This is a genomic window from Pseudomonas mercuritolerans, assembly GCF_025706525.1.
GTDB lineage: Bacteria > Pseudomonadota > Gammaproteobacteria > Pseudomonadales > Pseudomonadaceae > Aquipseudomonas > Aquipseudomonas mercuritolerans.
This window is the reverse complement of sequence record NZ_JAMSHA010000006.1, coordinates 483,484-506,186: the sequence shown is the minus strand read 5'-3', so window position 1 is coordinate 506,186 and position 22,703 is coordinate 483,484. Positions and strand designations below refer to the sequence as shown.

Annotated in this window: 20 protein-coding genes; 13 read left to right on the top strand and 7 right to left on the bottom strand. The window is 62.5% G+C overall.

Going from position 1 to position 22,703, the window contains the following annotated elements:
* Window positions 1–31: 31 nt before the first annotated feature.
* Complete coding sequence (gene cueA / locus ND528_RS19585; protein WP_263470969.1) at window positions 32–2,425, top strand: copper resistance metal-translocating P1-type ATPase CueA; 2,394 nt, start codon at window positions 32–34, stop codon at window positions 2,423–2,425.
* Window positions 2,422–2,835 carry a Cu(I)-responsive transcriptional regulator gene (gene cueR / locus ND528_RS19580; protein ID WP_130912910.1) on the top strand — a complete coding sequence of 138 codons (414 nt, stop codon included), beginning with the start codon at window positions 2,422–2,424 and terminating at the stop codon, window positions 2,833–2,835. Before cueA ends, cueR begins: the two co-directional genes overlap by 4 nt.
* Here the strand turns inward: cueR and ND528_RS19575 are convergent.
* From ND528_RS19575 to ND528_RS19565, 3 genes are all read right to left on the bottom strand, one after another.
* The gene (locus ND528_RS19575; protein ID WP_263470968.1) at window positions 2,789–3,997 is read right to left on the bottom strand and encodes an MFS transporter; all 1,209 of its coding nucleotides are present in this window, start codon (window positions 3,995–3,997) and stop codon (window positions 2,789–2,791) included. The genes cueR and ND528_RS19575 overlap by 47 nt on opposite strands.
* Before the next feature lie 427 nt (window positions 3,998–4,424).
* Window positions 4,425–5,321: a PA4780 family RIO1-like protein kinase gene (locus ND528_RS19570; RefSeq protein ID WP_263470967.1), complete on the bottom strand. Its 897-nt coding sequence runs from the start codon at window positions 5,319–5,321 to the stop codon at window positions 4,425–4,427.
* Between the two features lie 429 nt (window positions 5,322–5,750).
* Window positions 5,751–7,028: an acetyl-CoA C-acetyltransferase gene (locus ND528_RS19565; protein ID WP_263470966.1), complete on the bottom strand. Its 1,278-nt coding sequence runs from the start codon at window positions 7,026–7,028 to the stop codon at window positions 5,751–5,753.
* 254 nt (window positions 7,029–7,282) lie between these two features.
* Here ND528_RS19565 and ND528_RS19560 point away from each other — a divergent pair, with 254 nt between their 5' ends.
* The 5 genes from ND528_RS19560 (at window position 7,283) to ND528_RS19540 (ending at window position 14,085) form a co-directional block, all read left to right on the top strand.
* Window positions 7,283–8,635: a 3-oxoacyl-ACP reductase gene (locus tag ND528_RS19560; protein ID WP_263470965.1), complete on the top strand. Its 1,353-nt coding sequence runs from the start codon at window positions 7,283–7,285 to the stop codon at window positions 8,633–8,635.
* A 2-nt stretch (window positions 8,636–8,637) separates the two neighbouring features.
* On the top strand, window positions 8,638–9,492 hold the full coding sequence (locus ND528_RS19555) for a MaoC family dehydratase (RefSeq protein ID WP_263470964.1): 855 nt from the start codon (window positions 8,638–8,640) through the stop codon (window positions 9,490–9,492).
* A gap of 303 nt (window positions 9,493–9,795) precedes the next feature.
* On the top strand, window positions 9,796–11,397 hold the full coding sequence (locus tag ND528_RS19550; RefSeq protein ID WP_263470963.1) for a collagen-like triple helix repeat-containing protein: 1,602 nt from the start codon (window positions 9,796–9,798) through the stop codon (window positions 11,395–11,397).
* A 134-nt stretch (window positions 11,398–11,531) separates the two neighbouring features.
* Window positions 11,532–13,202 carry a ShlB/FhaC/HecB family hemolysin secretion/activation protein gene (locus ND528_RS19545; RefSeq protein WP_263470962.1) on the top strand — a complete coding sequence of 557 codons (1,671 nt, stop codon included), beginning with the start codon at window positions 11,532–11,534 and terminating at the stop codon, window positions 13,200–13,202.
* A 520-nt stretch (window positions 13,203–13,722) separates the two neighbouring features.
* Window positions 13,723–14,085, top strand: coding sequence for a DUF6124 family protein (locus ND528_RS19540; protein ID WP_263470961.1), 363 nt, complete (start codon window positions 13,723–13,725; stop codon window positions 14,083–14,085).
* Here ND528_RS19540 and ND528_RS19535 read toward each other — a convergent pair.
* The 4 genes from ND528_RS19535 to ND528_RS19520 form a co-directional block, all read right to left on the bottom strand.
* Window positions 14,051–14,572 (bottom strand): hypothetical protein, encoded by a 522-nt coding sequence (locus ND528_RS19535; RefSeq protein ID WP_263470960.1) that lies wholly within the window; start codon window positions 14,570–14,572, stop codon window positions 14,051–14,053. The genes ND528_RS19540 and ND528_RS19535 overlap by 35 nt on opposite strands.
* Window positions 14,573–14,927: 355 nt before the next feature.
* On the bottom strand, window positions 14,928–15,335 hold the full coding sequence (locus tag ND528_RS19530) for a response regulator (protein ID WP_137215907.1): 408 nt from the start codon (window positions 15,333–15,335) through the stop codon (window positions 14,928–14,930).
* Between the two features lie 71 nt (window positions 15,336–15,406).
* Complete coding sequence (locus ND528_RS19525; RefSeq protein ID WP_110603764.1) at window positions 15,407–15,619, bottom strand: Flp family type IVb pilin; 213 nt, start codon at window positions 15,617–15,619, stop codon at window positions 15,407–15,409.
* Window positions 15,620–15,731: 112 nt separating this feature from the next.
* Complete coding sequence (locus tag ND528_RS19520; protein WP_130911677.1) at window positions 15,732–15,947, bottom strand: Flp family type IVb pilin; 216 nt, start codon at window positions 15,945–15,947, stop codon at window positions 15,732–15,734.
* A 329-nt stretch (window positions 15,948–16,276) separates the two neighbouring features.
* On the opposite strand from ND528_RS19520, the gene cpaB reads away from it, so the two are divergent.
* From cpaB to ND528_RS19490, 6 genes are read left to right on the top strand one after another with little or no spacing between them, the layout of a single operon-like run.
* Window positions 16,277–17,218, top strand: a complete 942-nt coding sequence (gene cpaB / locus ND528_RS19515) for a Flp pilus assembly protein CpaB (RefSeq protein WP_263470959.1) — start codon at window positions 16,277–16,279, stop codon at window positions 17,216–17,218.
* A gap of 20 nt (window positions 17,219–17,238) precedes the next feature.
* Window positions 17,239–18,456, top strand: coding sequence for a type II and III secretion system protein family protein (locus tag ND528_RS19510; RefSeq protein WP_073471824.1), 1,218 nt, complete (start codon window positions 17,239–17,241; stop codon window positions 18,454–18,456).
* Window positions 18,453–19,643 (top strand): AAA family ATPase, encoded by a 1,191-nt coding sequence (locus ND528_RS19505; protein ID WP_263470958.1) that lies wholly within the window; start codon window positions 18,453–18,455, stop codon window positions 19,641–19,643. The genes ND528_RS19510 and ND528_RS19505 overlap by 4 nt, the downstream gene beginning before the upstream one ends.
* The gene (locus ND528_RS19500) at window positions 19,640–20,908 is read left to right on the top strand and encodes a CpaF family protein (protein ID WP_263470957.1); all 1,269 of its coding nucleotides are present in this window, start codon (window positions 19,640–19,642) and stop codon (window positions 20,906–20,908) included. Before ND528_RS19505 ends, ND528_RS19500 begins: the two co-directional genes overlap by 4 nt.
* A gap of 17 nt (window positions 20,909–20,925) precedes the next feature.
* Window positions 20,926–21,810: a type II secretion system F family protein gene (locus ND528_RS19495; RefSeq protein ID WP_263470956.1), complete on the top strand. Its 885-nt coding sequence runs from the start codon at window positions 20,926–20,928 to the stop codon at window positions 21,808–21,810.
* A gap of 1 nt (window position 21,811) precedes the next feature.
* Window positions 21,812–22,696 (top strand): type II secretion system F family protein, encoded by an 885-nt coding sequence (locus ND528_RS19490; protein ID WP_110647081.1) that lies wholly within the window; start codon window positions 21,812–21,814, stop codon window positions 22,694–22,696.
* Window positions 22,697–22,703 lie beyond the last annotated feature (7 nt).

Sequence of the window (22,703 nt, the reverse complement as noted above, 5' to 3'; positions counted from 1 at the left end):
CTGTAGACATCCACTACAGGGAGCGCGACCGATGTCCGAATCCACCACTTTCGATCTGCCGATTGCCGGCATGACCTGCGCCAGTTGCGCCGGGCGTGTCGAGCGGGCGCTGCGCAAGGTCAGCGGCGCCAGTGCCGTCAGCGTCAACCTCGCCACCGAACAGGCCCGGGTGCAGGCACCCGGCGACAGCCTGCCGGCGCTGATGCAAGCCGTGGAGCGCGCCGGTTACAGCGTGCCCCGGCAAACCGTCGAATTGAGCATCGACGGCATGACCTGCGCGTCCTGCGTCGGTCGCGTTGAACGTGCCCTGAGCAAAGTCCCAAGCGTGAGCAGCGTCAGTGTCAATCTGGCCAACGAACGTGCGCACCTCGAATTGCTCGGCCAGGTCGATACGCAAACCCTGCTCGACGCGGTGAGCAAGGCCGGTTACTCGGCCAGCGTCTGGCAAGCTGAACGGCCACAGTCCGATGACCAGCAAAAACGCCTGCATCGCGAGCGCTGGGCATTGATCTGCGCGATCGCCCTCGCTCTGCCGCTGGTGTTGCCGATGTTGCTGCAGCCGTTCGGCATTCACTGGATGCTCCCGGCCTGGGTGCAATTCGCCCTCGCCACCCCCGTGCAATTCATCTTCGGCGCACGCTTTTATGTGGCGGCGTGGAAAGCCGTGCGCGCCGGCGCCGGCAACATGGACCTGCTCGTCGCCCTCGGCACCAGCGCCGGTTATGGCCTGAGTGTCTATGAATGGGCCAGCGCGGCCGGACGCATGCCGCATCTGTATTTCGAGGCCTCGGCGGTGGTCATCGCTTTGGTATTGCTCGGCAAATATCTCGAAAGCCGCGCCAAACGCCAGACCGCCAGCGCCATTCGCGCCCTCGAAGCGTTGCGGCCGGAGCGCGCGATTCAAGTTATCGACGGGCGTGAGCAAGACGTTGCGATCAGCGCCCTGCGCCTCGACGATCTGGTGCTGGTCAAACCCGGCGAACGCTTCCCGGTGGATGGCGAAGTCGTCGAAGGCCAGAGCCACGCCGACGAAGCGCTGATCAGCGGCGAAAGCCTGCCAGTGCCGAAACAAGCGGGCGACAAGGTCACCGGCGGCGCCATCAATGGCGAGGGTCGTTTGCTGGTGCGCACCCAGGCCCTCGGCGCGGAAACCGTGCTGGCGCGGATCATTCGTCTGGTCGAAGACGCGCAAGCGGCGAAAGCGCCGATCCAGAAACTGGTCGATAAGGTCAGCCAGATCTTCGTCCCCACCGTATTGCTGATCGCCCTGGCCACGCTGATCGGCTGGTGGCTGTACGGCGCACCGCTGGAAACGGCGGTGATCAATGCCGTCGCTGTGCTGGTAATCGCTTGCCCGTGCGCCCTCGGCCTCGCCACCCCGACGGCGATCATGGCCGGCACCGGCGTCGCCGCACGCCACGGCATTCTGATCAAGGATGCCGAAGCGCTGGAACGCGCCCATGAAGTCAGCAGTGTGGTGTTCGACAAGACCGGCACGCTGACCTCGGGTGCGCCGCGTATCGCGCACTTCAGCGCGGTCGATGGCGACGAAAACAATCTGCTGACACTGGCCGGTGCCTTGCAGCGCGGCAGCGAGCATCCGTTGGCCAAAGCCGTGCTGGATGCAGCCGCCGAACGCGGTTTGAACGTGCCCGACGTCAGCGACAGCCAGGCGCTGACCGGACGCGGCATCGCCGGCACGCTGGATGGCCGGCGCCTGGCGCTGGGCAATCGGCGGATGCTCGACGAAAGCGCCTTGAGTGCCGGTGAATTGAGCACATCCGCCGAAGCGTGGGAACGCGAAGGTCGGACACTGTCGTGGCTGATTGAACAAAGTCCTCAGCCGAAGGTGCTGGGCCTGTTCGCCTTCGGTGACACGCTGAAACCCGGCGCTCTGCAAGCGGTGCAACAACTCGCCGCGCGGGATATCCAGAGCCACCTGCTGACCGGCGACAATCGCGGCAGCGCACGGGTGGTGGCCGAGGCTCTGGGCATCCAAAATGTCCACGCCGAAGTGCTGCCTGCCGACAAGGCCGCGACCGTCGCCGAGCTGAAGAAAACCGGCGTGGTCGCCATGGTCGGCGATGGTATCAACGACGCCCCGGCCCTCGCCGCCGCCGACATCGGCATCGCCATGGGCGGCGGCACCGACGTCGCCATGCATGCGGCCGGCATCACCTTGATGCGCGGCGATCCGCGGCTGGTGCCGGCAGCGCTGGAGATCAGCCGCAAGACCTACGCAAAGATTCGCCAGAACCTGTTCTGGGCCTTTGTCTACAACCTGATCGGCATTCCGCTGGCGGTGTTCGGTTTCCTCAATCCGGTGCTGGCCGGCGCGGCGATGGCGCTGTCGAGCGTCAGCGTGGTGAGCAATGCGCTACTGTTGAAAACCTGGAAACCCAAGGACCTGGAGGAACACCGATGAACATCGGCCAAGCGGCTCGACAAAGTGGCCTGAGTGCAAAAATGATTCGTTACTACGAGTCGATCGGCCTGCTCAAAGCGGCCAATCGCACTGACAGCGGTTACCGTGTGTACGGCAGCGATGACCTGCACACCCTGGCGTTCATCAAGCGTTCGCGGGATCTGGGCTTTTCTCTGGAAGAGGTCGGCAAGCTGCTGACCCTCTGGCAGGATCGCCAGCGCGCCAGCGCCGACGTGAAGGCCCTGGCGCGCCAGCACATCGATGAGCTGAACCGAAAGATCCGCGAGCTCGGCGAGTTGCGCGACACCCTGCAGGATCTGGTCGAGCATTGCAGCGGCGACCATCGCCCGGATTGCCCGATCCTCAAGGAGCTGGCGTCGGGCTGCTGCGCGCAACCCGCTCGCGCCTGATCCGCAACAGCGTCACCAAGCACAGGGTGCCGAGGGGAATGCAGTGGAACAGCATGACCACGGCCCCCGGCGTCCACCATGCGTAGAACGGCGCGGCGACCAGCATGCCGATGCCGAATCCGGTCATCTGCAGCAAGGTCAGCACGCTGAAAATCGGCAGGCGCAAAGCCGCAGGTTCCCGTTGCAGCCGTGACATCAGGCTGACTTCGGAAACCCCGTCACCAAGCCCGGCCGGCAAGGCGAACAGCAGCAGCCCCACGAGGCTGTGCTGCTGGAACATCAGAATGAACCCGCAGGACATCAGCGCCACGCCGCAGAAAAATCGTCTTTCGAGGTGGCTGTTCTCCGAGCCCTTGAGGTGACTGGCGATGCGCGCGCCGAGCAGTTTGCCGCTGGCCCATACCGCAAGCGCCAGGCCCAAGGTCGTACTCGCCGCCTCGGGCGTGAGCAGTTTCGAAATGATCGGGAAGCCGACGTTATGCGCGGCACTGCCCAAGGTGTCGGCCATGGTCACCGCGAGCATGGCCGCGACCACTGGCACCGAACGCAGGCCTTGCCGCAGCGCAAACCATTCACCACGCTCCGGCTGTTCGCTGACATCGGTTTTTTCGAAACGCAGCGGCATGATCAGCAGCGCGGCGAGCAAATAGGTCAGCGCGTTGAGGGCGAAGACCGTTTCAAAACCGAAAGCAGCCACCAGCAACCCCGACACCAGACTGCCGCCGACCATGGCGGCTGAAGAGGCTGAGGTGATCCAGGCATTGGCCTTGAGCAACTGCGCCGGCGCGATCAAGCGCGGCAATTGGCTGTTGAGGCCGATGGCGAACATCGAATTGCCCAAGCCGAGGCCGAAGGCAATGAAGGGCAACAGCCATGCCTGCTGACTCGCCGGTGTGATCAACAGCAGCCCCAGCAGTGCGGCGCGCAACAGATCGAAAGCAATCAGCGACGCGCGGCCCTGCCAGCGCCGGTAGAAGCGTGTGCCGATCAGACTGGCGAAGATTCCGCCACCGACACGGCTGGCAAGGAAAATGCCGACGCTCATGGCGCTGTTGCTCAGCAGGTAGACGTAGGTGGCCAGCGCGACCATGTTGAGGAAGGCGCCGAAATCGGAGATCAGCCGGGCGGTTACGATCAGGTGGGTGTTGCTTGGGGTGATCACATTCAGTCCTTGAGTGTGGTTGGAGCGCTGGACAGTAGACGCGAATAAGCCAGGATCCGAAAGCCCCCTCACCCTAGCCCTCTCCCAAAGGGAGAGGGGACTGATTGGGGGATATTTGGGAGATACACCGACCTGAACGTTTTTCTTTGAATCCATAATCGACTCGGTTTTTTCAGGTCGATGTATGGCTAAAGACACCTCGGTCGGCCCCCTCTCCCTCCGGGAGAGGGACCGATTGGGGGATATTTGGGAAATACACCGACCTGAACGTTTTTCTTTGAATCCATGATCGACTCGGTTTTTTCAGGTCGATGTATGGCTCAAGACACCTCGGTCGGCCCCCTCTCCCTCCGGGAGAGGGCTGGGGTGAGGGTGCTTTTTGACTCAAACAAAAAACCCGGCCGAAGCCGGATTTTTCATCACGCGATCACTGCATCCACGGCGGTGGAGGCGGTTCTTCGTGTTTGCCTTTCGGCGCGTCGTCCGCCGCGCGAATGGCCTGCTTGCGTTCCTCGTCGAGGCGCGCCGCTTCGATTTCGCGCAGCACCCCGCCAACATCGGCCAGGTCCTCCGGATCGTCGAACTCGCCGGTCAGCACACTGTTCGGGTGCAAGGTGCCGGCTTCGTACAACGCCCACATTTCCTTGGCATATTTGGTCTTCTTCAATTCCGGCGCGAAACGGCCGAAGTACGAAGCCATGTTGCCAACGTCACGCTCGAGCATGCTGAACGCGTGGTTGTTACCCGCAGCGTCGACTGCCTGGGGCAGGTCGATGATGACCGGGCCGGTCGGGGTCAGCAGCACGTTGAACTCGGAGAGGTCACCGTGCACCAGACCGGTACACAACATCAGCACGATCTGCGAAATCAGGAACGCGTGATACTCGCGCGCCTGATCCGGCTCCAGTACCACGTCGTTCAGACGCGGCGCGGCGTCGCCGAATTCGTCGGCCACCAGCTCCATCAACAGCACGCCGTCGAGGAAGTCATAGGGTTTGGGCACTCGCACACCGGCGCCGGCCAGACGGAACAGCGCCGCCACTTCGGCGTTCTGCCAGGCGTCTTCGGTCTCTTTGCGACCGAACTTGGACCCCTTCGCCATGGCCCGCGCCTGACGGCTGTTACGAACCTTGCGGCCTTCCTGATACTCGGCTGCCTGGCGGAAACTGCGTTTATTCGCCTCCTTGTAGACCTTGGCGCAACGTAACTGATTGCCGCAGCGCACTACATAAACAGCTGCCTCTTTGCCACTCATCAGTGGGCGCAGCACTTCGTCGACCAGACCGTCCTCGATCAGGGGTTCAATGCGTTTTGGAGTCTTCATCAGCTTTTATTGTGGGTCCTTTATTACCAAACACGCGAATGTCACTCGTTATACGGCAATCCTCGCCCGACGGGGAGGGGTTGCCGACCTGTGAACCTTGAGGATGCACACACTGTGCCGGATCAATCGCAGCGACCCGGGCGAATCATAGCCGAGACCGTGGCATTGATTGGTATCGGCCGGCAAGGGCATTTGCGACAGAATCTGACATGGTCGGTGAACTTCTGTTGCCCTCACCCCAGCCCTCTCCCAGAGGGAGAGGGGGCCGATCGAGGTGTCTCCCGTATACATCGACCTGAGATACCCCAGCGCTTATGGTTTGAATCGCATCTCTGGATTCGGTAAAGGGCGCTCAGGTCGGCGTCGATTTCAAGCATCCCCCAATCAGTCCCCTCTCCCTTTGGGAGAGGGTTAGGGTGAGGGGGTCTTTCAGCGTTCAATGATCGCGGTGACACCCTGCCCGCCCGCCGCACAGATCGAAATCAACCCTCGCCCCTTGCCCGCCGCATCCAGCAGCTTGGCCAGATTCGCCACAATCCGTCCGCCCGTCGCGGCAAACGGATGCCCCGCCGCCAGCGAACTGCCCTTCACGTTAAGCCGACTGCGATCAATCGAACCCAACGGTGCATCGAGCCGCAAGCGGGTGTTGCAATATTCCGGATCTTCCCAGGCCTTGAGCGTGCACAAGACCTGCGCGGCGAACGCTTCGTGGATTTCGTAGTAATCAAAATCCTGCAAGGTCAGGCCGTTGCGCGCCAGCAAGCGTGGCACGGCGTACACCGGCGCCATCAGCAGGCCCTCGGCACCGTTGACGAAATCCACCGCCGCCGCCTCGCCGTCGCGCAGATAAGCGAGGATCGGCAAGCCGCGCGCTTTGGCCCATTCCTCACTTCCCAGCAACACCACCGAAGCGCCATCGGTGAGCGGCGTGGAATTGCCGGCCGTCAGCGTGCCCTTGGCGCTTTTCTCGAAGGCCGGTTTCAGCGTGGCGAGTTTTTCCAGGGTCAGGTCCGGGCGCAGATTGTTGTCGCGGGTCAGGCCAAGAAACGGCGTCATCAGATCGTTGTACCAGCCTTCGCTGTAGGAAGCAGCGAGTTTGTGGTGGCTTTCGAGGGCCAGTTGATCCTGTTCTTCGCGGGGGATATTCCAGGTCTGCGCCATCAGCTCACAGTGCTCGCCCATGGACAGGCCAGTGCGTGGCTCGCCGTTGCGCGGGAATTCGGGAATCAGATGCCGGGGGCGCAACTGCAAAAGGGTTTTCAGCTTGTCGCCGGTGCTCTTGGCGCGGTTGGCCTGTAGAAGAATCCTGCGCAGGCCTTCGCTGACGCTGATCGGCGCGTCGGAAGTGGTGTCGACGCCGCCGGCAATCCCGCAGTCGATCTGGCCGAGGGCGATTTTGTTGGCCACCAGCAACGCCGCTTCCAGACCAGTGCCGCAGGCTTGCTGAATGTCATAGGCCGGCGTCGCTGGAGACAGGCGCGAGCCGAGCACACATTCGCGGGTCAGGTTCATATCCCGTGACAATTTAAGTACCGCGCCGGTCACCACCTCGCCGATGCGCTGGCCGTGCAGGTTGTAGCGTTCGATCAGGCCTTCCAGCGCGGCGGTGAGCATCGCCTGATTGCTGGCCGTGGCGTACGGCCCGTTGGAGCGGGCGAAAGGGATGCGGTTACCGCCGATGATCGCGACGCGGCGCAGCTGGGTCATGAAAAGCTCCTGTTCCAAATGGTCGAATTTGCACATCCCTGTGGGAGCGAGCCTGCTCGCGAAGAGGCCGGCACATTCAGCACTTCAGGGCCTGAAGCACCGCCTTCGCGAGCAGGCTCGCTCCCACATGAACCGCATTAATCTGCAATACCTGCTAAACCTGAATGTTCCAGCGTAGGCCTTATTGCGCCGATCGAACGATTGATTGCCGTAGGCAGTCCACACTTTGAACCCCAACTTCTGGAGAGCGTTCCATGTCTGACCGCTATATCGACTTCGCCAACTCATCCTTCGGCCATCGTCTGGTCGGGGCCTTGGGCCTGCCGTCGCCGGTGCGGCTGGAACGCTGGCAGGCGGGGCGTCTGCGGCCGATCGAGGGCGCCCTGTTGCTCGGTGGCGGGCCGCTGGCCGAACGGATCAGCCGGTTTGCCAATCGCTTGACCGACGCGATCTACAGCTACGGCACCGAGCCCTCGCTGGCCACCGCGTGGATCCCCGGCCACGGGCCGAAAATCAAAGCGGTGGTGTTCGACGCCAGCGCTCTGCAACACACCGACCAGCTCAAGCAACTGCGCGAATTCTTCCAGCCATTGATGAAGAATCTCGACCATAGCGCGCATCTGGTGATCCTCGGCCGTGCTCCGGAAAGCCTGGGCGACCCGTTCGCCTCGAGTGCGCAGCGAGCACTTGAAGGCTTCTCCCGCTCATTGGCCAAAGAGCTGCGCGGCGGTGGCACGTTGCAGTTGATCTACGTCGGCGAAGGTGCCGAAGATCAACTGGAAGGCCCGCTGCGATTCTTCCTCTCGCCGAAAAGTGCATTCGTGTCCGGTCAGGTAATTCGCCTGACCGCGTGCGCCACGCCGGTGACTGACTGGACCCGCCCGCTGGCCGGGCGCAAGGCGCTGGTCACCGGTGCCGCGCGCGGCATCGGCGCGTCGATTGCTGAAACCCTCGCCCGGGATGGCGCCGAGGTGATTCTGCTCGATGTACCGCCGGCCAAGACCGACCTCGAGGCCCTTGCCGCGCGCCTCGGCGGCCGGGCGATCACCCTTGATATCTGCGCCGATGACGCCGCCGCGCACTTGATCGAACAGCTGCCCGACGGCCTCGACATCCTCGTGCACAACGCCGGCATCACCCGTGACAAAACCCTGGCCAACATGACCCCGGAATTCTGGGACGCGGTACTGGCCGTCAATCTCAACGCGCCGCAAGTGCTGACCAAGGCGCTGCTCGACAGCGGCACCCTGCGCGACAACGCACGGGTGGTCCTGCTCGCCTCGATCAGCGGCATCGCCGGCAATCGCGGCCAGACCAATTACGCGGCGAGCAAGGCTGGCCTGATCGGTCTGGCCCAGGCCTGGGCGCCGACGCTGCTGGAACGCGGCATCAGCATCAACGCCGTCGCCCCGGGTTTTATCGAAACGCAAATGACCGCGCACATTCCGTTCGGCCTGCGCGAAGCCGGGCGGCGCATGAGTTCGCTGGGCCAGGGCGGTTTGCCGCAAGACGTCGCCGAAGCCGTGGCGTGGCTGGCGCAACCGGGCACGGGCGCGTTCACCGGGCAGGCGTTGCGGGTCTGTGGGCAAAGTGTTCTGGGGGCTTGAGCATGAGCATTGAATGGCACACGCTGGATCGCGAACCGAGTCTGCCGGGGCTTTATTCGCGCGCAGCGACGCGACGCAAAATCACCGGTACGCAACTGCCCGACAGCGGCCTGCGCTGCTGGGTCGATATCGACAGCAAACGGCTGGCGGCCTATCGCAAAGTCTGCGGTTTCGTCGATGACGGCCTGCTGCCGCCGACCTATCCACACATCCTCGCCTTCGCCTTGCAGATGCAATTGCTCACGGCCAGGGATTTTCCGTTCCCGCTGCTGGGGCTGATTCACCTGAGCAACCGCATCCGCGTGCTGCGGCCGATGGGCGCGATGAGCCGCGCGCAAGTCAGCGTGCGTGTGCACAACCTGCAACCACATGCCAAGGGCGCGACGTTCGATCTGCTCACTACCCTGGACGATCAGCTCGGGCCGCTGTGGGAAGCCGAAAGCCGCATGCTCTGTCGCGGCGTGAAACTCGAGGGCGAGGCGTTGGCTCAGGACTGGCAGCCGTCACAGGATTTGCACGAAGTGACGCGCTGGACTGCGCCGGCCGATATCGGTCGCCAGTATGCGAAAGTCTCCGGCGACTTCAACCCGATTCACCTCAGTGCGGCGAGCGCCAAACTGTTCGGTTTTCCCACCGCGATTGCCCATGGACTGTGGAACAAGGCACGGACACTGGCGGCACTCTCCGATCACCTGCCCAAAGCCAACCTGGAAATCGCCGTGCACTTTCGCAAACCGGTGCGCCTGCCCAGTGAAGTGACATTGCTGGCCAGTGCCGCAGGCTCCAGCGGTGAGTTGCGCCTGATCGGTGCCGGCGACCTGGAACATATGGTCGGTCAATGGCAACCGATCGCCTGATCTGGCGGGGCGGAAAAACCCGTTAATTGTGTATATATCACTTAAGTTTTTCCGCGCCCTGCCCGCCGCTTTGGAAAAAACCGAGCCTTGAATTTCAAGGCTTTTTTTTGCCCGTTTATTACCGGGGTATTAGTCCTTCGGCATAGCGCCGAGCCCTTTATATAAAGGGGTTAATACCAACTTGAGAATGGTGAAAACCCTGCCGTCGACTGAGATTACAGCCACGGACGAGGCATCGCCGACGACAGATCGGCGAGCCATCGAAGGCAACGTAACGTTGTGACAGGTGCAGGAATCTCAATCATGAAAACTCAAGTGATGTGGTCCAAATCGGCAATCGCGCTGGCACTGATTCTTTCTGTGGGACTCGTCGGCTGCAGCAGCGGCGGTGGCGGCCATCGCAGCAGTTCGGGCAGCTCGACGGCGGACGGCACGGCGGGTACCGATGGCAGCGGTGGCACGGGTGGCGGGACCGGCGGGACCGGCGGCGATACTGCCGGCACCGGCGGCACAGGTGGCACTGGTGGCGATACCGCAGGCACTGGTGGAACCGGTGGCACTGGTGGAACTGGCGGTGGCACCGATCCGACCAACCCAACCAATCCGACAGACCCGACCGATCCCACCAACCCGACCAATCCCGCTGCACCTTCGCTGGTGACCACAACACTTGTTCAGGACGTCGGCAAAACCGTCAGCGGTGTCGGCGATGGCATCGGCCAGATCGGCGATTCGCTGAGCACTGTTCCGGTCGCTGGCGGCATCGTCCAAAGCGTGGCCAACACCACCGGCAACGTGGTCAGCACCTTGGGCGATGGCGTCACTGATGGCATCGGCAAACTGGCCACTGACCCCAATGGCCTGACCACCACCGTGGCCTCGCTTGGCGGCGCGGTTTCCGATGTTGGCGACGGCGTGTCGGACCTCAGCGTCAAACTGAACACAACGACCCGTAGCGTTCCCGTCGTTGGCGGTGTAGTCACCCGGGTGGCGCCGCTGGTCGATGGCATCGGTGAAAAAGTCACCATGCTTGGCGACACCCTCAACACCTCACTGACCAGCGGCCCGACCAGCCAGTTGACCAACAAGGTCGGCAGCGGCCTGGTGCCGGTGATCGCCATGGTCGAAAGCACCACCGACAAACTTGGCGTTACCACCGGCCTGGGTGATCCGCTCAAAGGGGTGATCTCGAAAGTGGGCGGCACGGTGAACAGCCTCGGCGGCAAAGTCACCGACGCAGGCAGCGGCAATGCCCTGACCAACACCCTCGGCGGCGCCCTGAGCAACACCGGCACGGCGGTCGGCAAAGCGGGCGGCCTGGTGTCCAATGGCACTGGCTCGGGTACTGGCGGCATCGGCGGCATCGGTGGCGGGCTTGGCGGCACCGGTCTGCTGCAAACCGTGGGTGGTGCGGTGGTCAACGTCGGCAGCGGTCTGAATGCCGGCAGCACCAGCGGCGTGGTCAGCGCCGGCGGCGTCACCGCTGGCGGGCTGGGCAACACGATTGCTTCGATCAACACCGTACTCGGCGGCTCGGGCACCCCGATCACTGCAACCACGTCGCCGCTGGCCAGCGTCGGCGCCGCAGTCGGCGCAGGCCTCAATCCGGTCACCAGCGCAGTCACCACTGTGACTCAACAGGTCGGCGCCGCTACCGGTCTCGGCACTCCGGTTGCAGGTATCACAAGTCAGGTCGGCGCTGCGGTGGGCAGTCTCGGCGGGGCGATTGCCGCAACCAACAATCCGGTCACCACTGCTGTCGGCGGTCTGGTTACCAACGTCGGCGGCACCGTGGCAGCGGTCGGTGGTCTGGTCAACGGCGGCACTGCCACTGGCGGCACAACTGGCGGTCTGGGCGGGGTACTCGGTGGCCTGACCGGCGCGTTGAGCGGCACTCAACGCTAAATTGCACCTGGCCGATTCGACGGCCTTACCTACAGCGCCTACGCTTGGTTGAGGGCGGAAGATTCCCACGAGTCTTCCGCCTTTTTTCTAAGGAAAAATCTGCCCTGTGCTGTGTTCTGACCATGGAGTGTCCTATGCGCGTACTGGCATCCCTGCTGTGCCTGAGCCTCAGTTCCGCTGCCCTCGCCGACACCTTGCCCAGCTTTCTCAACAGCAACGAAACCATCCGCAACCTCCCCGTACCCAACCTGCCCGCCGACGCCTATCGGCCGAGCGCAGCGCCGCTGCAAGTGCCGGACCCGGGTGCGACCGCCGCACAGCCATTGCTGATGGAAACCAAGGTCAACCTGAAGACCGTGCAGATCGAAGGCGGCACGATCTACCCGCTCAACGAACTCGCTGAAATCTACAAGCCCCTGATCGGCCGCCAGGCCAGCCTAGCCGAACTGATCGAAGCCACGCGCAACATCACCCGCCGCTATCAGCAGGACGGCTATCTGTTGTCCTACGCGTTCCTGCCGCAACAGAACTTCGATGATGGCGTGGCCCGCGTGGTGCTGGTCGAGGGCTACGTGCGCGATATCCAGATGCAGGGCGACATCGGCCGGGTCAAAAGTCTGCTCGACAAACTCGCCGCGAAAATCCAGGCCGAACGCCCGCTGACGCGCAAGACCTTCGAGCGCTACACCACGCTGATGAGCCGCATTCCCGGGGTAACCATTCAAGCGCAAGTGCCACCGCCCGGCACCACCGATGGCGCGACCACCCTGGTTGCCCAGGCCAGTCGCAAACCGTTCACCAGCACCCTGAGTACCACCGAAGACAATCGCAACGGCCCGCAGGCGTTGCTCGGCATCAGCAGCAATTCGCAGACCTCGATGGGCGAACAGTTGAGCCTCAGCGGCCTGTTCCCACCGGGCGACGACAAAGAGCATTACTACCGTCTCGACTACAGCCAGTTCCTCGATACCGAAGGCACGCAACTCAACGTCTCGGCCTCGCGTTACCGCGCCGACCCGGACACCGAAGTGCTGGTCGGCGGTGGCGGACGCCTGAGTACCCATCGCGAGAACGACCGCTACTCGATCGGCTTCAGCACGCCCCTGATCGCCTCCGCCAACGAACTGCTGACCGCCGGCTCGCGCTTATACGCGGTCGACGACAAGACGCGCTACGACGGCATCAACTTTCCCTTCAGCACCGAACTACGCACCGACGTCCGCGCCCTGGCTTTCGAAGGCGACTGGCGCAAAGCCGACGCCCGCCAACTGCGCATCCTCAGTGCCGGCGTCTACCAGGGCTTCGACAGCCTTGGCGCACACACCAACTACGACGACATCGACCTGGATTTCTTCCGCGTCAGACTGTCCGGCGTGCAGAGCGACAAGTTTCTCGACAACTGGCAAGGCGTGCTCTCGGCGGCGTTGTACTGGAGCGACGACACCTTGCCCGACAGCGAACGCGCCGTATTCGGCGGGCAAAACTTCGGCCGTGGCTACCCCGACGACCAGGCCTCGGGCGACAAGGGTTGGGGCGTGGCCTACGAGGTCAACTACAGCTTCAACCGCGACGGCAACTGGGTGCGCATCCTGCAACCCTACGTCGTCGTCGACCGCTCGCGCAGCTGGTTCAACCAACTGCCGGTGCAGGCCAACAACCTGTCATCCACCGCGCTCGGACTGAGGTTCGGCGATGCCAAGTACTACAACGTCGCGCTGGAAGTGGCGAAGGCCATGTCCGATGAAGCGCTGGACACGTTCAATCGCAAGCCTCGCTACAGCATCAGTTTCAGTTACCAGTTGTAAGGGCCGAGCGGTGTGTCAGTCAGGATTTTTTTGACTGACGCACCGCCTTCGCGAGCAGGCTCGCTCCCACAGATTCGGCGGTGTTCACGGTTCCTCAGTACAACCGCCGTCCCTGTGGGAGCGAGCCTGCTCGCGAAAGCGTTCGGCTATTCAACCGATTTATCGCAGCACTTAAACCAGCCGTTTAAACACACGCCCCGCTACCTCGCAACAACCCACAAATCCTTGCGCCTTTGCCTACGGCTACGCCAGAATCCGCCGGCTTGTGCGCCTGGGGCGCGGGTTCTATCGTTTGCCTGCCACTGCTCATCAGTGGTCGGGTTTAGTCGCCCGCTTGTCCACGACGCACAGGTTCCTGTCAGCCAGGTATTGCATACCTGCACATGATGGTGGCTGTGCGCAGGGCGCCTTCGGGCGCGCCGATTTCGTGGCTCATCGGTCGACTAACCTGCGTGCAGCTGCCTCCCTTTCGTTTAGTCGCGAACCGGTTGCGGCCCTACTCCATCAGGAGACTGAGCCCGTGAAAAAGATAACGCCCGATCCACCCCTTGCCGATCCGACCTTCGCCGACCCGCTCGTCGAAGCGCAAAAACTCAAGGAAGCCGCCGACCGCGCCATCGATTACTACCTCAACCCCCGCCTCATCAAAAACCCTGCCGCACCGCGCAAACCCAGCACCCTGTTCATCGTCGACCCGGCTGCGGACAACGAAACCCTGTTGGTCCATGCCTGCGAATCACTGGCCTCGGCAAGCATCATGGCCAGCGACCTCGCCGGATTTATCGATGGACCACAGCGCAATTCCCTGTTGGGAATACAGCAAGTGATCATGCTGGGCGAACTGGCGGTCAACCGCGTACTGGACAGGCTTGTGCCGGAGTGACAAGAGCAAGAGGTTGATTGCGCAGGTGGTGAGTCAGGCAGAGCGTTGTTGGCTGACTGGCCGCCTTCGCTGGCAAGCCAGCTCCCACAGGATTGATGTACATCAGGCAGGAATGGGTTGGCTGGCAGGGCGCCTTCGCGAGCAGGCTCGCTCCCACAGTTTGATCGGGTGCGTTCAGTGAGAAACAGGTTGGCTGGCTGACCGCCTTCGCTGGCAAGCCAGCTCCCACAGGATTGATGTACATCAGGAAGAAATGGGTCGGCTGGCAGGCCGCTTTCGCGAGCAGGCTCGCTCCCACAGTTTGAATCGAGTACATCAGCGAGAAACAGGTCGGCTGGCAGGCCGCCTTCGCGAGCAAGCTCGCTCCCACAGTTTGAATCGAGTACATCAGTGAGAAACAGGTTGGCAGGCAGGCCGCCTTCGCGAGCAGGCTCGCTCCCACAAAAGCAAAAGCAAAGCAGCGCAGCTGCCCGCGGCGAAGCCGCACCACTCAACAATGAGCGCAAGCTCGAGTGCTCTTGATCTTGATCCACCGGCGACGTCGGAAGGCTGAGTGGAGGGATTGATCCGGGCGTGGGAGCGCAGCGACCGTCTGGCGCAGCCAGACACAGCGGAAGGAGGTGCAGCGAAGCAAACCGTAGCCGCTGCGCCCGGATCGATCCCGGAGCGAAGGAACCCGAGCCTGCGAGGGCCGAACGTAGGAGCAAGCGTTTTTTGCTTACTTTTTTAGGCGCTTGTAAAAAAGTAAGTCGCCGTAAGGGCGAAACCGCCAGCCGTAACACCCGCAGCAACGGATATTCACCCACCCCCCAAGAACACGGTCGGCCCAAAGGCCGCCGAGTTCACCCAGCCTGAACCCGAGGCTTGGGAAACAGATTATCCAGGGTCTCCAACAACCTCACGTGATAAATCGGTTTGCGAAACAGATCCAGCACCTGCAACCGCAACATATCGCTGACATCCTCCATATCCGCATGCCCCGACATCACAATCACCGGCAAATGCTCCCGCGACGTATGCTCACGCAACCGCCGGATCAACGACATGCCCGACTCCTCCGGCATACGCAGATCAGTAATCACCAAAGCAATATCCGGATGCCGGGTCAGCAGATGCAACGCCAGCTTCACCGACGTCGCGGTATGACAGGTAAACCCCTCCCCCTCCAGCAACTCCGCCAACTCCAGCAACGCGTCTTCTTCATCGTCAACCAGAAGCAACTGTTGGCGCGGCAGCGAGGGAGAATTCATGGGCAGCCCCGAAATACTGAAAGTAAATCTCAGTGTAGCGCGCCGTTGGCCAGACGCGACCGGCACTTCAATCAGGGCGTCTGCACCGGAGCCGTCTGCGCGGTGCCACCGAGCGACACCAGGATACTGTTGAAAATCGCCAGTACCTTCGCGCCAACCGGTGTCACAAACACCACAACCACCACGGCAACCATCGCCACGACAATCGCATATTCGATGGCAGAGGCACCGTCACTGCTAGCCAGAAATGCTCGAACCCGCGTCAGCAAATAATCAAGCAGCATGGACATTCTCCTCGCGCCGACATGGTCGGACGCTGGCAAACGGAGGTCCTGTCAATGCCTGGGCGCACCTGTCACTTACGCACAGACACCGAACAGGAAGAAGAGATAGCCATCAAGTGGTCGGACGCACTTGCGCTGTACCGCCCAGCGAGGTCAGTACCGAGTTGAATATCGCGAGTACCTTCGCGCCGATCGGCGTCACGAACACGACGACAACAACTGCCACCATCGCCACCACAATCGCATACTCAATCGCTGAAGCACCCTCTTCGCTGCGGGCAAACGCGCGAGCCCTGGCGAGCAGATAATCGAAAGTCACACCAAACATAGCTCCACTCCTTCGCGCCTCTGGCGCCGACATCACCACCGCGGCAAGGTTCCACCGGGCCACTTGAGCATTGTCAACAAACCCCCACCCAACAACTGTAAGAACGCATTAATCACAAAGCATTAATGCCAATGTGTCTCGGCCACTTCCTGCCGTTAATTGGCCGGGACTCATACTTTTGGTGGGTTATTTGCCTGTCATTAATGGCGCTTTTGCTTGGATCAGCTAGCGTGGAAATAGCGAAATAGTTGCATGTTCATAGCTGCCGAATGAGTAAGCCCTTCACAAGCAGATGCCGTCGGTTGTACAGCAGGAAAGGGAGAGCCGTCATGAACAGTCGCGTCACCATGAGCCTCGCCGCGTTGCTGTTGCTCGGTGCGGTTTTTGTCGGTTACTGGGGGCTGGTGCTCAGTCGTCAGCCGGCCCCAGTCGCCGAGGCACCCGTCGCCCCTGCGACCAGCGTTGAACAGACTGTCGCGATTGCCGAAGACCAGACCCGCCAACCGGTGGTGGTCGTGCTCCACGATGTAGCGCCGTTCACGCCGTTGACCGCCGCCGATGTGACCGTGGAAAAACTGCGCAGCGCACCGGCCGGCAGCCTGACCAGCATCGAACAAGCAGTCGGCCGCACGCCTTGGCGCCACCTCAGCGCCGGCACCTGGCTCAATGACGAAAGCTTCCAGGCCGGCGGTGCGCTGGCGCGGATGATTCGCCGCGACGAGCGCGCACTGACCGTGGCCGTCGATGAAGTGATCGGTGCCGCCGGGCAGTTGCTGCCGGGCGATTACGTTGATGTGCTGCTGTATCTGCGCGAGGACGCGAGCAATCTGCAGCAGTCGGCGCAGATCGCCGTTCCGGCCCTGCGCGTGCTCGGGATCGGTGATCAGTACGGCCTGACCAACGACGGCCAACCGGCGACGCCCAGCCTCAGCGCCGAAGAAAAACTCAAACAGGACCAGCGCCGCATCGCCGCACGCACCGTGGTGCTGGCGGTGCCGGAACAACTGCTCAGCCGCCTGATGCTCGCCACTCAAGTCGGCACCTTGCGTCTCGCGGTGCGCAGCAGCGAAGAACAACGGCTGGCCAAATACTGGGCCGGCGAAGCGCAATCGCCCGCGCACCTGGATCGCGCCAACAGCCAGCTCTTCCAGTTCACTCAACTCGCTCTGGGCAGCGCGCAAAGAGCACCTGCCACCGCCAGTGCCGGCGCGGCGCCCAGGCCTGCGGTGGAAATCATTCGCGGCAACCAGATCAGCCAACAAACCCCATGACTGCGCAAGGATTCACGTGCATGCAGAGTCGACTCAGACCGACATTGAAACCGGCGCTCCGGGCCTTGCTGTTGTTGGGATTGACGATGGATACCGCCCTCGCGGCGGTGGGCAATTGCTCGGCACTGCCGCGCCTGCCCTCGGTGATCGAGATCGGTGAAGGCTTCCAGCAGGACATGCAGTCACCTGTGGCAATCACTCGGCTGGCAGTGGGCGACCCGAAAATTGCCGACGTGCATGCCAATGGCGGTTCGTCCTTTCTGCTCACGGGCGTCGGCCCCGGCGCAACCAGCCTGATGGTGTGGACCGCGTGTTCGGCGCAGCCGCAGCAAGCCATGGTCTTCGTCCAGGGCGCGGCGACCACGGCGCTGACCAGCAGCGTGCCGTCCGACGATCCGACCCTGCCATCGCAGGTGCAGACCGACATTCGCTTCGTCGAAGTCAGCCGCACCAAACTCAAGGAAGCCACGGCGTCGCTGATCGGCACGCGCGGCAATTTCCTGTTCGGCTCGCCCGGCACGCTGCCACCGATTGACGGCGTGCCGCAGCCGCGCCTGCCGGTGGATAACTCGCTGTTCAATTTCTCCTGGGTCGGCGGCAAGACCATGGCGATCATCAACGCCCTGGAAACCAGCGGCTTCGCCTACACCCTGGCGCGACCGAGTCTGGTGGCGTTGAACGGGCAGAGTGCGAGCTTCCTGGCCGGCGGGGAAATCCCGATTCCGGTGCCCAGTTCCGGCAGCGACAGCGTGTCGATCGAGTACAAGGAATTCGGCATCCGCCTGACCCTGACGCCAACCATCATCGGCCGCGATCGCATCGCGCTGAAGGTCGCCCCGGAGGTCAGCGAACTGGATTTTGCCAACGCGGTGAACATCGCCGGCACCACCGTTCCGGCGCTGACCATCCGCCGTACCGACACCAGCGTGTCGCTGGGTGATGGCGAAAGTTTTGTCATCAGCGGTTTGATCAGCACCACCAACAGCTCGCAGGTGAACAAGTTTCCGGGCCTTGGCGACATTCCCATCCTCGGGGCTTTTTTCAAGGGTTCGCAGATCAAGCGCGAAGAGCGCGAACTGCTGATGATCGTCACCCCGCATCTGGTCCAGCCATTGGCGGCGGACGCGCGTTTGCCGTCGTTGCCGGGGGAGAAACTGCGCAATTACGACCCGAATTTCTATCGCATGTTCTTCCTCGAGAACGGCAACTTCGACAAGCGCAGCGGGTTGTCGCAATGAACCAGAATCTCAGTCAGACCTTCCTCGCCATCACCCGCAACAGCACCGATCTGGAATGGCTGCAAAGCGCCCTCGCGCCACTCGGCCAGGTGGTCAGCGCCGGTGCCGGCAGCCTCGATGAATTGCTCGCACTGGTCGATGTAACGTTCGCCAGTCTGGTCTTCGTCGGTCTCGACCGCGAGCACGTCGTCGCGCAGAGCGCGCTGATCGAAGGTGCGCTGGAAGCCAAGCCGATGCTGGCGATTGTTGCGCTCGGTGACGGCATGGACAATCAGCTTGTGCTGAATGCGATGCGCGCCGGTGCGCGGGATTTTGTCGCCTATGGCTCGCGTTCCAGCGAAGTCGCCGGACTGGTGCGGCGCCTGAGTAAGCGTCTCCCGGCCGTTACACCTAGCACCCAGCTCGGCGGCCTCACCGTTCTGTACGGTGTGCAAGGCGCGTCGGACGGCGCCTTGATCGCCAATCACATGGCCATGGTCGTGCAGAAAAGCGGCCAGCAAACCCTGCTGCTCGACCTCGGTCTGCCGCGTGGCGACAGTCTGGCGCTGTTGGGTCTGGAGAGTTCGTTTCACTTCGGCGATGCCCTGCGTCATTTGCGCCGCCTCGACGCGACGCTGATCGACAGCGCATTCACCAGCGCCGACCACGGCCTGCGCATTCTTGCTTACGCCAACAGCGACGAGCCGCTGGAATCCACCAGTGCCGCCGAGCTGTACATGCTGCTCAGTGCTTTGCGCCAGCACTTCCAACACATTGTCGTGAACCTCACCGGGCAAGCCGACAGTGAGGCGTTGCGCACCTTCGTCAGTCATTGCGACAAACTGCTCTGGTACACCGACCAGAACGTCCTCAACTGCCGACGCAATCTTGCCGTGCTCAACCAATGGCGCGAGAAAGGCATGAAACTCGAGCACGGGCGCTTGCTGATCGATCGCTACCTGAGCAACGTCGCGCCGGATGCCGAAACCCTGGGCAAGACCTTCAATCTGGAAGTCATCGCCGTGCTGGCCTTCAGTCCCGACGTGCGCCTGAACGCGAAAAACCAGGGCGTCAGCCTTTTCGAACTGGCGCCCCGGGAAAAACTCACCCAGAGCCTGCGCGCCCTCGGCGAGCGTCTGGCCAAGCGTTCCGAAGGCCTGAGCAAACCGAAAGTCACCTGGTTCGATCGTCTGCGAGGCCACTCATGAGCGCAGAAAAACTCTTTGGCGCGACGCCACGCGGAGCGATCGGCAACAGCGATCACGAAGGCCTGAAACTGGTGCTGCACCGCTACATCATCGACGCCATCGAGGAGTCAGGAAAAAACCTGCTGGAAGGTTCACGCCAGCAACTGGCGCAGTTCGTCACCGACAAGGTCGCCGAATACATCGCGCGTTTGCACTTGGCGATCTCGCGCTACGAAATGGAGCGCCTCGGCGAGGAAATCGTCGACGAACTCACCGGTTTCGGCCCGCTGGAAGTACTGCTGCGTGACCCGTCGGTGACAGAGATTCTGGTCAACGGCCCGCACCGGGTGTTCATCGAGCGCGACGGCGTACTGCATCAAAGCGATCTGCGTTTTATCGACGCGCATCACGTCGAGCGGGTCATGCAGCGCATTCTTGCGCCGCTTGGGCGCCGCCTCGATGAGTCCTCGCCGATGGTCGATGCGCGCCTGCCCGACGGCAGCCGGGTCAACGCGATCATCCCGCCGATCGCCCTCGACGGCCCGTGCCTGTCGATCCGCAAGTTCCGCAAGGACATGCTCAAGAGCACCGACCTGATGGCGATGCAGACCATCGATCTGGCGATTTTCGAATTCCTGCAGAACGCCGTGGGCAGGCGCTGCAACATCCTCATCAGTGGCGGCACCGGCACCGGCAAGACCACGCTGCTGAACATCCTCAGCCAGTTGATCAACCCGCACGAACGGCTGGTGACCATCGAAGACGTCGCCGAGCTGCAACTCGGCCATCCGCATGTGGTGCGTCTGGAAACCCGTCCCCCCAACGCTGAGGGGCATGGCGAGGTCAAGGCCAGCGACCTGATTCGCAACGCCCTGCGCATGCGTCCTGACCGGATCATTCTCGGCGAGATCCGTGGCGTCGAAGTGGTCGACGTGCTCACCGCAATGAACACCGGCCACGACGGTTCGATGAGCACCGTGCATGCCAACAATGCCCAGGACGCGTTGCTGCGTCTGGAGACGCTGGTGGGCCTGACCGGGCGCTTGATCGCCGAACGCACCCTGCGTCAGATGATCTGCGCCGCCCTCGACGTGATTATTCAACTGACACGCATGCCCGATGGCCGGCGCTGCGTCAGCGAAGTGGTGGAAGTGGTCGGCATTCGCGAGGATGTCTACGTCACCAACACCCTGTTCCGCCTCGACCGTCGCACGGGCTTTGGCTTTGTGCGCGAAGCGGTCAACCCGGCCGGCGACAAGCTGCGCCACGACGCTCACCTGGGCTGACGGCGAGGAGCACGCAGATGCTGGGACCGATCATTCTTATCGCCATCTGCCTGATGCTGCTCGGGCTGTCGATCTATCTGTTCCTGCAAGGCCTGCGCAAGACCGCGACGGAAAAGGTTCTCAACCGACTCGCCGCCGGGCAACCGCAACTGGTCGTCGAGCAGACCAGATGGGTGGGACTGGAACGCATGTTTCTACGTGCGGGACTGGGTCGGCTGAGCGAACGTCTCGGACAATGGCTGAGCCTGTGGGCAGCAGCGATGGCAGCAGGATTTTTAACCGCGAGCTGGGGCGGGCTGGTGCTCATGCTGATTGCACCGCCCGTTGCATTGCGGCTGTTCATCGCCGTCCGCTACCGCCGACGGATCCGCCGCATGATCGAACAACTGCCGCAACTGCTCGACTACACGGTGCGCAGTCTCAAGTCCGGGCGCACGCTGAGCGATGCGGTGCTGGGCGGCATCGAGGCCAGTGAAGATCCGTTGAAAGCGGCCATGGGCCGGGTGCAGCGCAACGTGCAACTGGGGGTGAACCTCCCCGATGCGGTCAGCGATTTTGCCGAACTCTACGAGCAGGATGAACTGCGCATGTTCGCCCTCGGCCTGAAGGTCAATCATCGCTACGGCGGCAACGCCAGTGAACTGCTGGAGAATCTGATCAAACTGATCCGCGAGCGCGACCAGGGCGCGCGGCAGTTGCGCGCGCTGACTGGGGAAACGCGCATGACCGCTTGGGTTTTGGGTTTGCTGCCGCTGATTCTGGTGAGCTACTTCATGCTGACCAACCCCGGCTACATGCTCGGCATGTGGCACGACGAAAGCGGCCAGACCATGCTGCTCAGCGCCGCCGCGTTGCAGGTGCTGGGCAGTCTGGCGCTGTGGCGCATGTTGCGGAGCGTTTGAAATGGTCTGGCTCGCGGCGTTGCTGTTGCTGCTCGGTTCGCTGTTATTGCTGGGCAATCACCTGCTCACCGAGCGCCGCCGCGTGCGACAGGTGCATCAGCGCTTGCACGGCCAATTGGTCCGGGAAAACCGCTTCGGCCACTGGCTGCGCGCGCTGGGCAACAGCCGTTTCGGCCGGGGCTCGGTGAGCATCGACAGCGAAACCCAGACCCTGCTCGGCCGCCTCGGCTGGCGCCGCGCCAACGAACGCGCGCTCTTCGCCGCCTGCCAGATCGGCACTCCGCTGCTCGCTCTGGGGCTGGCGATCTTTTTGCAGGAAGTGTTTTTTCCACAGACCAGCCACCGCTGGATGGCGCCGATGTTCGCTGCGGGCGGCGGCTATCTCTTGCCCAAACGCCTGCTCGCCTACGCCGCCGCCCGCCGGCAGAAAACCATCGCCGTGGAAATCTCCACGTTCATTCCGCTGCTGCGCATCCTCTTCGAATCCGGCATGGCCGTGGAACAAGCGCTGCGCGTGCTCAGCGTCGAAGCGCAGAAACTGCTGCCGGAGCTGACCAGCGAACTGCGCCTGATCCTCAGCCGCGTCGACTCCGGTCTGGAGCTGGGTCAGGAGCTGAACAAGACCGCGGTGATGCTCGCGGTGGACGAATTTACCGACACCTGCGTGATCCTCCAGCAACTGATCCACCAGGGCGGCGGTGCGATGAAATCACTGCTGGCGCTCAAGCAATTACTGGACGACCGACGCCTGACGCGGCTGCAGGAATACATCTCGAAAATGTCGGCGAAGATGTCGGTGGTGATGATGCTGTTTCTGTTTCCCGCCCTGCTGATCGTACTGGCCGGCCCGGGCTTCACCGCCATTGCCCGCGCGTTCGCAAACTGACCTTGGC